Genomic DNA, 17,042 nt, shown 5'->3' on the forward strand with positions numbered 1-17,042 from the left:
AAGAAGGCGAGTGTTATTGATTAGATTTTTTCCTAAAATATATAAGGATGAATTGATATATAGTGTAATTGGTAGGCATCACCAATACTGTGGAAATATAAGCACGAAAGACACACTAATGGAATTTTTTAATACAACGGCTATAATACCAACATTAGAGTTTCAAAGTCATCTTAAGGAATTTACCGAAAATCTGAAAAATGAAATAGATATTAATTCTAATGAGATTATAGAAAATAATACTCTAATTCCTTTATACTCATATTTTATGGAGAAAGAAGAAGTTGATAAGATAAAAAATATTATTATAAATTCAGATGGTAGAGCAATAAAATATAAAATTGGATTTATAGCAGGAGGGATTTGTAAAAAAGAGTATATAAATTATTGCCCACTATGTGCAAAAAAAGAAATAAAAGAATATGGAGAAATTTATATACATAGAACACATCAAGTTCAAGGTGTATTAGTTTGTGAAAACCATGGTTGTTTATTAGAGTCATACATTGTAAATTCAAGAAGACAAGAGTATATATTATTAGATGAAAGAAATATTAATTTTAATATTAGGTATCCAAATAAAAATATAGCAAAAAAATTAATTACAGTTGCCAGAGATATTTATTTTCTTCTTAATAATAATGAAAAGTATTATATTAATGATATTAAAAATAAATATAATTATTTATTATATAAGAGGAGTTTAGTAAATATAAATGGAAGAGTTAATCAATTAGAATTACAAAAGCAATTTATAAACTTTTACGGAACAGAGTTTATTAAAAAACTTGAAAGTGATATAGATGAAAATAATGAATTTAATTGGTTAAGATGTATAGTAAGAAAATATAAAAAAACAATACATCCATTAAGACATATATTATTTATTAATTTTTTATGTAAAAATGCTAAAGAGTTTATTAACCAAATGAAAATAGAAGAAGAGTCGGATATTAAAAGACCATGGTTATGTTTAAATCATTGCTGTGTAAATTATAAAAAAGCAGTAATTAGTGATTATAAAATAAAAATAGATAGTAAAAGTAAAAAGATAATAGGAACTTTTAAATGTGATTATTGTGGATTTACTTATTCAAGATGTATAACAGGAGATTTAGAATATAGAGGTAGAGTGAAATGTTATGGGATTGTATGGGAAGGAAAATTAAAAGAACTTATAAACTCGAATATATCTCTTCATGCAATAGCTAAAGAAATGCATTGTGATTCTGCAACTGTTATAAAATATGCAGAAAAATTAGGAATGGAAAAATTATTAAATACCAAAAGAAAACTTCCATTACATCAATACAATAAAAAACCTAAAATTAAATTAGAACTTAGAAGCATATATGTAAATGAAGTCCAAGAGTTAGTTTCATCAAGCCCTAATATAACGAGAAGCGACATACGAAAAAAATTAAGTAAAGAATATATATGGCTATATAGATATGATAAAGAATGGATTGAAAAGATTTTGCCAAGAACAAAAAGAGCTGCACACATAAAGGATTATAGTGAGTATTGGAGAAATAAAGATAAACAAATATTAGTTTTTATAAAAGAAACGTATAGTATACTGATAAAAGCCAAGAAACCAATTAGGATAACAAAATCATTAATTGGTAGGCATATACACAAAGAAGCTTTAATGGAAAAGAAATTAGATAAACTACCCCAGAGTTGTGCATTCTTAGAGTCAATATGTGAAAGTATTGAAGAATTTAGATTTAGAAGATTAGATAAAATATATGCTAATTTAAATGAAGAAAGGATTGAAATGCCTGATTGGAAAATATTGAAAATAGCAGGTCTTAAAGATAAAGCTATATTGGAGAAGTATAACAATGAATATAACAAGAAATAGTCTGATGCTATGTTTTATATCTAATATTACGAGGCATTAGATAAGTTGCAGTAAAGAGTCGACATCAGCATTAAGTATTCAAAATTGAATCCACTTATTAAAGTGTAAGTGGATTATCACAACTTATATAGATAGAGTTAGCCATTAAAACCAAGTTTATTTTATGATAGGGTAACAATCTTAATGTTGAGCAAAGTTCATCATTTTAGTGATAAGCAGATAATAAGTTATATTTGTATATCAATGAAAAATATATAGAATAGGTATTTGAAAAATGGATATAATTTATTGTAAATTAATATTTTCATGCGTTTAAATTTTAAAACTATTGAATTATATATCTACAAGATGTATAATATAAATAACAAAACAAGTAATTTTGAATATTTTATAATACAAAATATAATTTTGTATATAATAATAGATGGTAGACAATGATGTGTGTCTATCAAACGTTGAAGTAATATGCTGTTTCAAGATGCAGTATGTTATGGAGTTTTGTAAGGGTTGTATGTTTACCACAACTTGAATAGGGGAATACCCGAAAGAAAATATACCAAAATGGCACTACTTAAGTAGTGCCATTTTTGTAGAAAGGATTCAAAAGATGGACAAGCTAAAAGAATGTGCTATAGCATTTCAAAATTTGTTAGATAAACAATATAAAATAATACTTGCAAGAAGAGGAAAAGAAACTGAGTTTGTATTAACATTTGATAAGACAGACTTTTATCATTTAATAGGCCTGCAAAAACTTAAGGATTTGGCATATTTAAAGAAAGATAGAGCTAAAATATTTGATGAAATAATGGAAGATAACATTACATATGAAATGATAAGCAAAAGTCCATTTTTTGAAGCGAATGAAGAAAAAAAGCAGTTTGGAATCAAGAAAAGAATTTATTATTTTATAAATATTGAAAAAATATTAGATAGTAATAATTTGGCATTTAAATTTAATAAAAGTAAAAATGCATGGTCTCTAATAGATTCAGAGTATATATTTGAAAATTTAGATTATGACAAAGAAATATATGTATTTATAGATAGTCGGTCTCAAAATGGAGATAAATTTTGTAGGTCGTTTTTCCCAAGAGAAGAGATAAGTTATACTAAAAATCAAACTAAAATGACTTTAATATATAAAGAAAAAATAAATTTAACATTAAGTGAAAGTATAGTACAGTTAGATAATAGGAAAAGAGTTTAAATAGATAGATTTTTAGAGAAGAAATGAATAATATACATTGATAATGTGTATTATTCAAGAAAATGAGTTACCGACTTTATTTTGCTAAAAAGTATAATTTAAAAGTATTATTTGAAAATTGGTTACCGACTTTATTTTACGATTGTAAAAAAATTGAAACATACTTATGCGGTTTATGGGCATAATTGGTTACCAACTTTATTTTACGATAACAATTCAAACAAATATGAGAGTTTATATAAGAATATTAAATATTGTTAACAAACAGCATGAAGGAAATGCAGGAACACCAACCTGCACTCCTTCATTTTTTTTATTCCTTTTGCCCCGATAAGCGAAGATTAGTACCGAGAATATTAGGTTTATGGAATGATAAATTATAAGAATAACTGATAGAAAAAAAGAGACGGATAAATCAACAAAGGCTTGGAAGGATAGGTTTATAGATTAAAGGTAGACAAATTGAATTGCTAAAGATTGAAAAGATAACTAAAGTTATGAACAAAGTTGTCCACAGTAGAACTATAAGGTTTAGTTTTAACGTGGACAAGTTTTCTTAATTTTAATACTTATTGGATTTATAAACAATATATATAAAGATTTGTAAAACTAGCTCGATAATAAACTGAAAGTATAGAACAATGGTGAAAAATATCGAAAGGAGCAGTGGATAATAAATTATTATTGTATTAAAGATAACTAATATTATTTGTAAAAAGGGGAACTTATATGAAAGTACAGTGGGAAAAATTTAAATTTAACAGTATTCGTACTAAATTAATTGCTAGTTTAGTAGGAATTTGTGTAATTCCATTAATTATATTAGGTTTTGGCTCTTATACACAGTCAAAATCAACACTTAATGAAAAATTGAAAGTCACAAGTCAACAAACACTTTTAGAAGTAAATGATGGTATAGATAACTATTTCAATGGATTTGGTAGCATGATTACAATGGTATCAACTAATTATAATGTTGTTAATGGTGATAAGAGTGAACCGGCTTCATATATACCAGAATTGTTACAGAATTTAAAAGAAAGCAATGCTGATATATTTAGTGTATATTTTGCAACTACTGATGGTAAATTTCAAATATATCCTAACGATAAAATGCCTGATGGATATAATCCAATTGAGAGACTTTGGTATACGCAAGCTTTAGAACATAAGGGACAAGTAATAATAACATTACCATTTAAAGATAGTCAGACAGGTAAGAATACCGTATCCATAGCAAGAACAGTAGAAAGAGATGGTAAAGTAATTGGCGTTTGTGCAATGAATGTTTCTTTAGATACACTTACAGATAAAATAGCTACAAAGAAAATTGGCACTACAGGATATGTATTTGTTTCAGACGTAGAGGGTAAAAGTATGATAGCGCATACTAATAAAGAGTTACTTGGTACAGATGCTGCTTCTAAACAATCTTTTTGGAATGATGTAAAAACAACAGAGAGAGGTTTTATAACTTATACTTTTAACGATGCTGACAAGTTCGGTGCATATGAAACAAATAAAGTTACTGGTTGGAAATTAATTGGTACATTAGATGAGAAAGAACTATCTAATGATACACATTCAATATTAGTTACAACATTAACTATAACATTAATTATAGGCTTAATTTCGATAGCTTTATCATTAATACTAAGTAGAGGTATAGCTCAAAATATTAAGAAGTTAAAAGATGTATTTGAAAAAGCTTCAAATGGAGATTTAACCGTTTCTATAACATCAACAACTAAAGATGAATTTAAGGATTTAGCTAGTTCTTTTAATGACATGATGAAAAATATATCAGAGCTTATGAATAGTGTTATGAAATCATCTAAGGAAGTACTAGAAACTTCATCAAGCCTTGCAAGTATGTCAGAAGAAGTAACTGCTTCTATAGGAGAAGTGGCAAAGGCAATAGAAGAAGTTTCTGAAGGGGCAACAAATCAATCTCAAAATGCTCAGAATGGAGTTTCTGAAATGAATGACTTATCAGACAAGCTAGATGAAATAAATTCAAACTCCAATGAAATGGATAAACTATCAATAAACACTAAGGAACTAGGGTCTAAAGGTTTATCAATGATAGATACACTAATAGAAAAATCAAACAAAACTAAAATAGCTACTACAGAAGTTAATGAGATAGTTCAGGATATGAATGAAAGTACTAAACAAATAAACACTATATCGGAAACAATATCTCAAATAACAGAGCAAACTAGCCTTTTATCATTAAATGCAAGTATAGAATCTGCCCGTGCAGGTGAAGCCGGTAAAGGATTTGCTGTAGTGGCGGAAGAGATTAAAAAACTTGCGGAGCAGTCTAAGAATTCTACAAAGGAAATAAAGATAATTATAGAAAGTATACAGAAAAAATCAGAAATAGCAGTAAAGGCTATAAAATCTACAGAGAATATAGTAAATGAACAGGATTTAACTGTAGGTCAAACTCAAAAGGTCTTTAATGAGATTCTTAAATCAATTGGAATAATGATTGATAAGGTCGAAGATGTAAAGCTATCTATTGTTGATATAAATAAAAAGAAGCAAAGTGCAGTATCTGAAATTGAAAATATTTCAGCTATATCACAAGAAACTGCCTCTGCATCAGAAGAGGTTACTGCATCAACAGAAGAAATAACTGCGGCTATGGACAAGTTCACAAAATACGCAGATAATCTTCAATTATTAGCAGAAAAATTAGAAACAGAAATAACTAAATTCAAGATTAAATAAAACAAATTCAATGATTTGTTTATGAAAGCTAGACATTTTGATTTATCTAAAATGTCTAGCTTTATGTTTTATTTGAAGGGATAAGAATATTTCAGAAAAAGAAGATTGAAATAAAAATAAATGAGAATTTCAAAATTCACATGATAAATATACAAAATAGTAGATAAATATACAAAACACTGTAAATTAAATTGATATAATAATGTTAAATTGAAGCTAATGACTAGACAGATATATAGACAAAATTTAATTTAAGGTGGGAAAATTAATATGCTAGAAAAAAAATTAAATGAGATTTTAAAGAAAAGGTTTAACATAGCTGTTGATAAGGCTAGGAATGAAGAAATTTATTTAGCTTTACTAGAATTAACAAAAGGAACAATTAAGAAAAAGGGAACAAACAAGGGAAAGAAAAAGTTATACTACATCTCAGCTGAATTCTTAATTGGTAAATTATTATCTAATAACTTAATTAATTTAGGTCTATATGAAGATGTTAAAGCTGTGTTAGCTAAGAATGGAAAGAATCTACTTGAAATTGAAGAAATTGAATTAGAACCTTCTTTAGGAAATGGTGGCCTTGGAAGATTAGCTGCATGTTTCTTAGATTCAATTGCAACTTTAGGGTTAAAGGGAGATGGTATAGGATTAAATTATCACTTTGGTTTATTTAAGCAAGTTTTTGAAGATCATAAACAAAAGGCTATTAAGAATCCGTGGATTACAAGCGAAAGTTGGTTAAATAAATCTGATGTTAAATTTGAAGTTCCATTTGGTGGTTTCACAGTTAAGTCAACTCTATTTGATATTGATGTAACAGGATATAATCAAAGTTCAAACAAGCTTAGATTATTTGATATTGATACTATAGATGAATCTATAGTTAAAGATGGTATAAATTTCGATAAAGATGATATAACAAAGAATTTAACATTATTCTTATATCCAGATGATAGTGATGAAGCTGGAGAATTACTAAGAATATATCAACAATATTTCATGGTAAGTAATGCTGCTCAATTAATTTTACTTGAAGCTGAAGAAAATGGATACGATCTTCATAAATTAAATGAACATGTAGTAATTCAAATAAATGATACACATCCATCAATGGTTATTCCTGAATTAATAAGACTACTTGGTGAAAATGGAATTGGAATGGATGAAGCTATTGAAATAGTAAGTAAGACTTGCGCTTACACTAACCATACAATACTCGCAGAAGCTTTAGAAAAATGGCCAACAACTTATTTACAAAAAGTTGTTCCTCAGTTATTACCAATAATTAGAGAATTAGATAACAGAACTAAGAAAAAATGCAAAGATGAAAAAGTAGCTATCATAGATAAAGATAAACGTGTACACATGGCTCATATGGATATTCACTATGGATTCAGTGTAAACGGAGTTGCTGCACTGCATACTGAAATCTTAAAAGATGAAGAATTAAAGTCATTCTATGACATTTATCCAGATAAGTTTAACAATAAGACAAATGGCATAACATTTAGAAGATGGTTATTACACTGTAATAATCAATTAGCTGATTATATCACTAAACTTATTGGTGAAGATTTTAAGAAAGATGCTGATAAGTTAGAAGATTTAGCTAAGTATTTAGATGATAAAGCAGTATTAAACAAACTTGGGAAAATTAAGAAAAATAACAAGGTTATATTAAAGAACTACTTAAAGGAAACTCAAGGCATAGAAGTTGATGAAAATTCTATCTTTGATATCCAAATTAAGAGACTTCATGAATATAAGAGACAACAAATGAATGTTCTTTATATTATTAATAAGTATTTAAACATTAAGAAGGGGAACAAGCCAACTACTCCAATCACTATGATATTTGGAGCTAAGGCTGCACCAGCTTATATAATTGCACAAGATATTATACACACTATTCTTTGCTTACAAGAAATCATTAACAATGATCCAGAAGTTAACAAGTACTTAAAGGTGGTTATGGTTGAAAACTATAATGTAACTAAAGCATCTAAGTTAATACCAGCTTGTGATGTATCAGAACAAATTTCTCTTGCATCTAAGGAAGCTAGTGGTACTGGTAATATGAAGTTTATGTTAAATGGTGCATTAACACTTGGAACAGATGATGGAGCTAACGTTGAAATTCATGAATTAGTTGGAGATGATAATATATATATCTTCGGTGAAGCTAGTGAAAAAGTTATAGAACATTACAAGAAAGCTGATTACGTTTCTAAGAAGTTCTATAAGAAACCTGCAATTAAGGAATTAGTAGACTTTATCATAAGCGATGAAATGATCAAAGTTGGAGATGAAGGAAATCTTACAAGACTTCATGAAGAATTAATAAACAAAGATTGGTTTATGACTCTACTTGATATTGAAGATTATATTAAAACTAAGGATAAAGCATTCAAGGATTATGAAGATAGAGAGACTTGGAATAAGAAAGTGTTAGTAAACATCAGCAAAGCTGGTTTCTTCTCTTCAGACCGTACAATTGCTCAATATAATAAAGAAATCTGGAAACTGTAATTTAAAATATAGAATTAATTTTTAATAAAGACTTAAATCAATTGATTAAACTTATTGCAATTATACAAAGTTACAAGAGACTAAAAATTTAAATTATTTGAATTTTAGTCTCTTATATATTTAAAATAAGTTTTAAATTGTCATGATATAAAGATAACTTTTTCTATCCGAAATTTTTGTTCCTATATTCAGAAGGAGAAAGTCCGGTAAATGATTTGAAAACTTTATAAAAATGACTTTGGTCATGAAACCCTAGAGTTAAGGCTATTTCTAAAATACTATTATTTGTAGTGACAAGTAGTACTTTAGATCGATCTATTCTTATTTTTTTTGCATATTTCATAATAGTTATGCCCATATGTTTTTTAAAACAATCAGATATATAACCTTCAGATAAATTTACTTCATTAGCTAATTTCCTTAAGGAGATTTGGCTTTCTATATTAAGATGCAAGTGCTTTAAAATCCTATTTAGAACAAAATTATCTTTTACTTCAATATCATTAATAAGTAAGTTAATATAAGTATCTATCATTTTTATTTCAAGTGATTGAAGTTCGTCTAGAGTATTAATCAATGGAATTAATGTATAAAATTTATTGTATATGGGATGAAGGTATTTTGTTAGAATACCATTTTCAACTATTTCTCGTGTATACATGGCATTCCAAATAATTAAATTGTTTTTTTTATCTTGTATTGATATATTTTCTGATATTTCTTCTAAGTGTTTTTCTTTAATTATTTCTATGATTTGTGGCTTTGCTCTAAGTTTAATAAGAAAAGAGATATCATTACTGAAAAGATTAGAATCTGATTTAAAAGGATGATAATTTTCTGTAAATGAATTATCCAAATAGTCACTCCTTTAATTAAAGTAAATTAATTTGTTAAAATTGTAGTATATATACATATTATATTAAATATGTACAAGTAAAATCAAATATATTTGTTTTTATTACTATAGAAAGTAATAAAAAATAAAAATTCTAGTTAAGAAAATAGTGATAGGAATTATTTTGGTGATATCATAATAAATTAAATATAAGTTAATTAGTAAATAGTAGATAATAATATAGAAAAATTCCCAATATAGTATTATAATTTAATTGTATAGATAAATAAAAATAATCGGTTTGGGAGGAAGAAAGATGAAAAATTTAAAGGGAAGTCAAACAGCAGAAAATTTAATGAAGTCATTTGCAGGTGAATGTCAAGCTAGAACTAGGTATACATATTATTCTAGCATTGCTAAAAAAGAAGGATTTGTACAAATTGCAAATATATTTTTAGAAACAGCAGAGCAAGAAAAAGAACATGCTAAAAGATTTTACAAGTTCCTTAAAGAAGATTTTGTTGATGAAGCAATAGAAATACAAGCATCTTTTCCAGTTTCATTTCATCAAGAAACATTAAAAAATTTACTTGCAGCAGCTGCAGGTGAAAATGAAGAATGGACAGATCTTTATCCAACTTTTGCAAAGGTTGCAGAAGAAGAAGGGTACCCAGAAATTGCAACCGCTTATAGAAGAATAACTGAAGTAGAGGAACGTCATGAAATAAGATACAAAAAACTTGCTGAAAATATTGAAGAAGGAAAAGTATTTAAAAAAGACGAAGTAACTCTTTGGAAATGTGGTAATTGTGGATATATATTTGAAGGTAAAGAAGCACCAGCTGTTTGTCCAGCTTGCATACATCCACAAGCATATTTTGAAGTATTTATAGAAAATTATTAATAGAATTTAAAATATATTCAGAACAAGAAAGAAAATAACAGTCTAAACATACACATATATGTTGTATGTGCTTTAAACTTAAACCAAAGACTTAATATATGTTAATAATAAAATACCATGAATAACTACTATAAGTAGATTTATTCATGGTATTTTATTTTACAAATATAACACAAAATAGAGTAGTATAATGGCTTGCTATTTATTATTTCACTTCACTAATTTTAGACAGTTGGTATTTAAAATGATAGAATATAAAGTGAAACTTTTCAGGTGGAGTTTTTATACTCCAGCTGAATTTAGTTGAACTTATAACCTCAAGGGTCACAATGTCCAGGAGCGTGCAGCCGTTATCTCACACTTGAAGAAGAGGGCGTATTGCGGATGCTAGCTATCGGATAAAAAGGCAAATAAAGTACAAATATAAAAAAATGCTAAGTTAACACATATATAAAAATTTAGACAGATGGTGAGCAAATGATTAAAATAAAATTAGAAGAAAACAAAAGTAGAAAAATAATATTCAAATTAAAAATTGATGATAGCTATAAAGGAAATGTTTTATTTAAGAGAGCACTTATGGAATCAAAAAAGCTTAAAGGAAAATCTATGTATAATTATGAAGTTCCTTTAAGATTTTTTATTCCCATATGCAATAATATAGATAAGAAAAATCTAATATTAGATAAGAAAAGTATATTATCTTATTTAGAATTTTCAGATTGCTATGATCAAAATTACTATACAGAAATATATGCTACGGCGAAATATATGAAAAAGTGGAGAGAAGAAGGTTGTCCGGATATTTATAGAATTACTATAGATCAAGATAATTATGATATAAAAAAAGAGGTAGCTTTCAAGAAACATAAGATAAAAATTGAAGAGTTTACTTTATAATTTACAAATGTAAAATACAAAGGGGTTATTTCAAATTAAAAGGAATAATTTGAGATAGGGCACATTGGAAATATACATCACATCATTTACTTAATGTGCCTATAACTTTCATTAATTATAGATTATGAACGATAAATTATACCTTCTACTATGTTAGTATTTTCTAATGAATTACTGGAAAACATAAATTCATATACAAGATTTAGATTTATACAATTGATTAATAATAAATCATTATGATTAACTTCAAAGACTTTGTTATTTATAGTAGTTTTAAAACTACCATGTACAACATAAAAGCAAATTGCTACTAAATCTTTATTTAATGAAGTTTCATATTTAAAATTAAATTGCTTTTTAGGACTAATATTTAAATAAATTAATTCACCGTGGTAGTTTTCTTTTGTCATCAAATTGAAAACAGAGGCACTGCCATAAGTTTTAGTTTTCCAATCGCCTTCAAAACTATCTTGTTCAAAGGGATTAAGCAATTTTGCATACTTATCTTCATGGTTAAGAGTGATTTGTCCATCAATAACCATAAGTTTTCTTGATACATTTGGAAGATTACTAAAAGTGGATTGTAATATATCAATTTTAGCAACTCCTAATCTCCATAAAAAATTTCTACTTGCATAATCAGAATTTAATGGGTATGTTATTAATTCTGTAGCCATACCTCCAGACCAAAATGTTGGTTTGTAATCTTCTTGCTTTATTAATTCAACGCTATAGTTCATAAATTAGCACCCCTTTTATCTAGTATATATTTTATTCTATATGCAATATATTCATTATATTAAACAGAATGTATATAATCAAGGGAAGTTAAGGCAAGTGAAAGAAACTTATTACTTAGATAAATGTATAGATATAATAAAGTTAAATAAGTAAAATTATGATTTATAGCTAGATTAAAGGATATGCAAAGCATAAAGGTTTAATATTATAAGTGCAAGTTAGAAAGTTGTTGAAACTGAAATTAAATACTAAATATAATTATATGAGGTGATGTTATGGCAATTTTTAATGATAAAAAAAACTTAAGAAAAGAAATTCTAACAAAACGTAAAAATATAGATAGTGTTGAAAAAGAAAAAATGGACCAAAAGATATTAGATGAATTTTATGAAAATAAATATTATAAAGAAGCAAAAAATATATTCATTTATATATCCTATGATTCAGAAATAAATACCAGAGGCATAATAAATAAGGCTTTAAAGGACAATAAAAAAATTTATGTTCCAAGAACAGAATTTAAAACTAGATTTATGGATGCAGTAGAAATTACATCATTAGATAATTTAGTAGAAAGTGAATATGGAATATTAGAGCCATCAATGGAAGAACCACATATTGAGCCTAATGAACTTGATTTAATTGTAGTTCCAGGAGTAGCTTTCGATAGAAATGGTGGGAGAATAGGTTATGGAGCAGGTTTTTACGATAGATATTTTAAGAGAATTAGTGATGATAGAATAAAAAGAGTTCCCAAATTAGCATTAGCTTATGATTTTCAAATATTAGAGAAGATACCAATGAATGAGAAAGATGTACCGGTTAACTATATTATAACTGAAAAGGAATATATACACTGATAAAAAAAGGCACACACTGCTGAAAAAAGTAATCAATTATGAAAAGAGTGTGAAGCGCAATTAGGAACTTTTAGGCACAACCAAGAACTATTAACTTAATGTTATGAAAGATACCTATTTTTATATGAAAGATATATATAACTAAAGAAAATTTTAGTATATAATTAAATTAATTTTTTTATTTAGGAGGGCTATTATATTATGAAAATTGAAACAAAATGTTTGCATGAAGGTTATAAACCAAAGAATGGGGAGCCAGTAGCATTACCAATATATCAAAGTACAACTTACAGATATGATTCTACAGAAGAAATAGGAAAGTTATTTGACTTAACTTCTGATGGACATATGTATTCACGTATATCAAATCCAACAGTTGGCGCTGTTGAGGCTAAAATAGCAGCACTAGAAGGTGGGGTAGGAGCTCTTTGTACAACTTCAGGTCAAGCAGCTTCATTTATAAGTATATTAAATATATTAAGTGCTGGAGATCATATTGTAAGTGCAGCTACTATATATGGAGGGACAATAAATCTTTTTGCAGTAACACTTAAAAGGTTTGGTATAGAATGTACATTTGTTGATGCTGAGGCATCAGAAGAAGAAATACAAAAAGCATTTAAATCAAATACTAAGGTAGTATTTGGAGAAACTATTGCTAATCCTGCAATTACAATATTAGATATAGAAAAGTTTGCCAATATAGCACATAAAAATAATGTTCCACTTATTATTGATAATACATTTGCAACACCTATTCTTTGTAGACCTATAGAATTTGGCGCAGATATAGTAATTCATTCTACTAGTAAATACATGGATGGACATGCAGTACAGTTAGGTGGGGTAATTGTTGATAGTGGAAACTTCGATTGGACAAATGGTAAGTTTCCAGAATTTACTGAACCAGATGAGTCATATCATGGTATAGTATATACTAAACAGTTTGGCAAAGCAGCATATATAGCTAAAGCTAGAGTTCAACTAATGAGAGATTTAGGAGCATATCCAACTGCAAATGCTGCATTTCTTTTAAATTTAGGACTTGAAAGTCTTCCAGTTAGGTTAGAAAAGCATTGTAGAAATGCAGAAAAAGTAGCACACTTTTTAAATGAAAGCGATAAAGTAGAATTTGTAAACTATCCAACACTTGAAGGAAATAAATATAATGATCTTGCTAAAAGATATCTACCAGATGGATGTAGTGGAGTAATTTCATTTTCTATCAAAGGAAATCGTGAAAATGCAATTAAATTTATGGATGGTTTGAAATTAGCAGAAAATGTAGTTCATGTTGCAGATATTCGTACATGTGTACTTCATCCAGCAAGTTCAACACATCGTCAACTTACAGATAGTCAACTTGTAGCAGCAGGTATAACACCTGGTCTTATAAGGTTATCAGTAGGAATTGAAAATGTTGAAGATATTATAGAAGATGTTAAACAAGCACTTGAATCAATTAATAATTAACAATTGAGAATGAAAAGCCTGCTGGCTTTTATGAAATAATATATAAAAGCATAAGCTGCGGAAAATCAACTTAATTGGTTTCCGCAGCTTAATATTTTGCTAATAGTTATATTTTACAACAAAGGACTCAATCTTTAAGAATCATAAAATTATATACTTAAGATATTCCGAAGGAAAAGTGAGAATCAAAATTTTACATTTTGTCATTCTAACTTTCTCCTTGGTCTATCATCCTTTAACTCTTAACTCTTAACTCATAACTGAATTAAAGTTCTCTGTTGGCTATTTCTGTTACGATTCTTTCGATGAATGCATCTAAATTCATAGCACCTTCATCATCATTTTTTCTGCTTCTTACAGAAACTTCATTGCTAGCAGCTTCTTTTTCGCCAACAACTAGGATATAAGGAGTTCTTTCAAGTCTTGCTTCTCTAATCTTATAACCGATCTTTTCAGCTCTGTAATCCGCTTCAACTCTAATTCCTTTATTTTTTAATGATTTTACAACTGAATCAGCGTAATCATTGTACTTATCAGAAATTGGTAATACTTTTGCTTGAACTGGAGCAAGCCAAGTAGGGAATGCACCTGCATATTCTTCTATAAGCATTGCTAATGTTCTTTCATAGCAACCAATTGAGGATCTGTGAATTATATATGGACGTTTCTTTTCTCCATCTTTATCTATATAGCTCATATCAAATCTTTCAGCTAAAGCAAAGTCAATTTGAACTGTGAATAATGTATCTTCTTTACCATGAACATTTTTAAACTGTAAATCAAGCTTTGGCCCATAGAATGCAGCTTCATCATTAGCTTCAACATAGCTAACTCCTAAATGATCTAAAATAGTTTTCATTATACCTTGAATTCTATCCCATGATTCAGGATCATTAATATATTTTTCAGTATTATTTGGATCCCATTTAGAGAATCTATAAGTTATTTTATCTGCAATACCTAAAGTAGTCATAAGATATTGAATTAATTCAAGAACACCTTTAAATTCATCTTCTAATTGTTCAGGTGTAACAATTAAATGACCATCAGCTAAAGTGAATTGTCTAACTCTTATAAGACCATGCATTTCTCCTGATGCTTCATTTCTAAATAGAGTAGAAGTTTCACCGTATCTTATAGGAAGATCTCTATAACTATGTTGTTCAGCATTATATATAGTGTATTGGAATGGACAAGTCATTGGTCTTAAAGCAAAAACTTCATCGTCTTTTTCTTCATCACCTAATACAAACATACCATCTTTATAGTGATCCCAGTGACCAGAAATCTTATATAAGTCGCTCTTAGCCATTAATGGAGTTTTAGTTAAAACATATCCTCTTTTTTCTTCTTCATCTTCAACCCATCTTTGAAGAAGTTGAACTATTTTTGCTCCTTTTGGCATTAGTAAAGGAAGTCCTTGACCTATATTTTCGTCAGTTGTAAATAGCTTTAATTCTCTACCAAGCTTATTATGATCTCTCTTTTTGGCTTCTTCTAAAGCTTCTAAGAATGCATCTAAGTCTGCTTTCTTTAAGAATGCAGTACCGTAGATTCTAGTAAGCATTTTGTTCTTTTCGTCACCTTTCCAGTAAGCACCAGCACTTCTAATAAGCTTGATTGCTTTAACTGGCTTTAATGATATAAGGTGAGGACCAGCACATAAATCAGTAAAGTCTCCAAGCTTGTAGAATGAAAGTATTTCATTCTCAGGAAGATCGTTGATTAATTCTACTTTGTAAGGTTCATCTTTCATTAGTTCTAAAGCTTCATTTCTTGAAAGTTCAAATCTTGAAATTTCAGGATTTTCTTTGATTATTTTTTGCATTTCTGCTTCAAGTTTTTCAAGATCTGAAGCTGTGAAAGCAACATCTTTATCAAAGTCATAATAAAAGCCAGTAGCAATAGAAGGTCCTATAGCTAATTTTGTCTCAGGGAATAATCTCTTTACGGCATAAGCTAAAACATGAGATATACTATGTCTTAACGCATTCTTACCTTCTTGAGAATCAAATGTACATATGCTTAAAGACACATCTTCATTAATTTCACGTCGCAGGTCACAGACTTTACCATTAACTATACCGCAACAAGCATTTCTAGCTAAGCCCTCACTAATTGATTTAGCAATTTCATAAACTGATAATCCAGCTTCGAATTCTTTAACTGAACCATCATTTAAAGTTATTTTTATCATTTTTAAAACTCCTCTCAATACTTTATTTAGTTAACAATTAACAGTTAATTGATTTGGAAAAAATCACTATGTAATTAAAATAAAAAAACTCCGTCTCTAAAAATATAGAGACGAAGTAATATTCGTGGTTCCACTCTAATTACCTAAAAATAGATTAATTAAAAAAGTCTAAATACTAAAATATAGTAATATAAAAGACTATTTTAAATAATTTAAAAAAATAGGTCACTTAAATTTATCGTAACGTGATAATGACGGGCTTCATTAAAGCCACTCAGAGGTGGTTTTCAGTCTAAATTTATTTAAGAATAATCACACCAGCATATTCTATCTCTGAAAAATAAGATTTTAGCTTACTGTCCTCATCAACGTATTATTATTATTATATTAATATTTATTATTATTATATTAATATTTATTATTATAATCATTGAAATTTTCTATGTCAACAAATTAACAGAAAAAAATTGTAAATAGATATTTTTAAAAGGAATATATTTCTAATATTCACATAATTCTAATGCTATGTTAACAAGACATTAATTAAATCTTAATAGGAATTTTATTAAAATGCATTATAATAAAGCTGAATAGAAATATATGCCAAGTTATTTACATTAAAGCTTGCAAAACTTGGAGAAGAGTTAAACCATAGTTTAGATATATTATCATATAAATCAGATGAACTTATAGAAAAAGTAAAACAGTTTAGAATAGAAAAAGAAGACTTTGAAAATAAAGTAGAAACAGATGTACAAACTATAGAATTGAAATCATTACAGGGAGA

Annotated in this window: 11 protein-coding genes; 8 read left to right on the forward strand and 3 right to left on the reverse strand. The window is 27.5% G+C overall.

Annotated features, from left to right (window positions below):
* The first annotated feature begins 10 nt into the window (after positions 1–10).
* The 4 genes from DIC82_05670 (at position 11) to DIC82_05685 (ending at position 8,345) form a co-directional block, all read left to right on the forward strand.
* Entirely contained in the window at positions 11–1,867 is a 1,857-nt protein-coding gene (locus DIC82_05670; protein ID AWK50555.1) for a hypothetical protein, read from the forward strand.
* 607 nt (positions 1,868–2,474) lie between these two features.
* On the forward strand, positions 2,475–3,077 hold the full coding sequence (locus DIC82_05675) for a hypothetical protein (protein ID AWK50556.1): 603 nt from the start codon (positions 2,475–2,477) through the stop codon (positions 3,075–3,077).
* Between the two features lie 729 nt (positions 3,078–3,806).
* Positions 3,807–5,816, forward strand: a complete 2,010-nt coding sequence (locus DIC82_05680) for a chemotaxis protein (protein ID AWK50557.1) — start codon at positions 3,807–3,809, stop codon at positions 5,814–5,816.
* A 270-nt stretch (positions 5,817–6,086) separates the two neighbouring features.
* Positions 6,087–8,345, forward strand: a complete 2,259-nt coding sequence (locus DIC82_05685) for a maltose phosphorylase (GenBank protein AWK50558.1) — start codon at positions 6,087–6,089, stop codon at positions 8,343–8,345.
* A 163-nt stretch (positions 8,346–8,508) separates the two neighbouring features.
* Here the strand turns inward: DIC82_05685 and DIC82_05690 are convergent, their stop codons facing one another.
* Positions 8,509–9,201, reverse strand: a complete 693-nt coding sequence (locus DIC82_05690; GenBank protein AWK50559.1) for an AraC family transcriptional regulator — start codon at positions 9,199–9,201, stop codon at positions 8,509–8,511.
* Positions 9,202–9,496: 295 nt separating this feature from the next.
* Here DIC82_05690 and DIC82_05695 point away from each other — a divergent pair, with 295 nt between their 5' ends.
* Positions 9,497–10,084: a rubrerythrin family protein gene (locus DIC82_05695; protein ID AWK50560.1), complete on the forward strand. Its 588-nt coding sequence runs from the start codon at positions 9,497–9,499 to the stop codon at positions 10,082–10,084.
* 477 nt (positions 10,085–10,561) lie between these two features.
* Positions 10,562–10,984: a hypothetical protein gene (locus tag DIC82_05700; protein AWK50561.1), complete on the forward strand. Its 423-nt coding sequence runs from the start codon at positions 10,562–10,564 to the stop codon at positions 10,982–10,984.
* A 122-nt stretch (positions 10,985–11,106) separates the two neighbouring features.
* Here the strand turns inward: DIC82_05700 and DIC82_05705 are convergent, their stop codons facing one another.
* The gene (locus tag DIC82_05705) at positions 11,107–11,724 is read right to left on the reverse strand and encodes a HutD-family protein (protein AWK50562.1); all 618 of its coding nucleotides are present in this window, start codon (positions 11,722–11,724) and stop codon (positions 11,107–11,109) included.
* A gap of 276 nt (positions 11,725–12,000) precedes the next feature.
* Between DIC82_05705 and DIC82_05710 the strand changes: the two genes are divergently transcribed.
* Positions 12,001–12,585, forward strand: a complete 585-nt coding sequence (locus tag DIC82_05710) for a 5-formyltetrahydrofolate cyclo-ligase (GenBank protein ID AWK50563.1) — start codon at positions 12,001–12,003, stop codon at positions 12,583–12,585.
* 201 nt (positions 12,586–12,786) lie between these two features.
* Entirely contained in the window at positions 12,787–14,058 is a 1,272-nt protein-coding gene (locus tag DIC82_05715; protein AWK50564.1) for a bifunctional O-acetylhomoserine aminocarboxypropyltransferase/cysteine synthase, read from the forward strand.
* A 265-nt stretch (positions 14,059–14,323) separates the two neighbouring features.
* Here DIC82_05715 and DIC82_05720 read toward each other — a convergent pair whose 3' ends face one another.
* A complete protein-coding gene (locus tag DIC82_05720) occupies positions 14,324–16,255 on the reverse strand; it encodes a threonine--tRNA ligase (GenBank protein ID AWK50565.1) in 1,932 nt (643 codons plus the stop codon).
* Positions 16,256–17,042 lie beyond the last annotated feature (787 nt).

This window comes from Clostridium beijerinckii, assembly GCA_003129525.1.
Classification (GTDB): domain Bacteria; phylum Bacillota; class Clostridia; order Clostridiales; family Clostridiaceae; genus Clostridium; species Clostridium beijerinckii_D.

Bases quoted from the DNA above. Each gene is read 5' to 3' on its own strand.
- DIC82_05700 (AWK50561.1), top strand. From the start codon at position 10,562: ATGATTAAAATAAAATTAGAAGAAAACAAAAGTAGAAAAATAATATTC.
- DIC82_05705 (AWK50562.1), bottom strand. From the start codon at position 11,724: ATGAACTATAGCGTTGAATTAATAAAGCAAGAAGATTACAAACCAACA.
- DIC82_05695 (AWK50560.1), top strand. From the start codon at position 9,497: ATGAAAAATTTAAAGGGAAGTCAAACAGCAGAAAATTTAATGAAGTCA.
- DIC82_05685 (AWK50558.1), top strand. From the start codon at position 6,087: ATGCTAGAAAAAAAATTAAATGAGATTTTAAAGAAAAGGTTTAACATA.
- DIC82_05715 (AWK50564.1), top strand. From the start codon at position 12,787: ATGAAAATTGAAACAAAATGTTTGCATGAAGGTTATAAACCAAAGAAT.
- DIC82_05680 (AWK50557.1), top strand. From the start codon at position 3,807: ATGAAAGTACAGTGGGAAAAATTTAAATTTAACAGTATTCGTACTAAA.
- DIC82_05675 (AWK50556.1), top strand. From the start codon at position 2,475: ATGGACAAGCTAAAAGAATGTGCTATAGCATTTCAAAATTTGTTAGAT.
- DIC82_05710 (AWK50563.1), top strand. From the start codon at position 12,001: ATGGCAATTTTTAATGATAAAAAAAACTTAAGAAAAGAAATTCTAACA.
- DIC82_05720 (AWK50565.1), bottom strand. From the start codon at position 16,255: ATGATAAAAATAACTTTAAATGATGGTTCAGTTAAAGAATTCGAAGCT.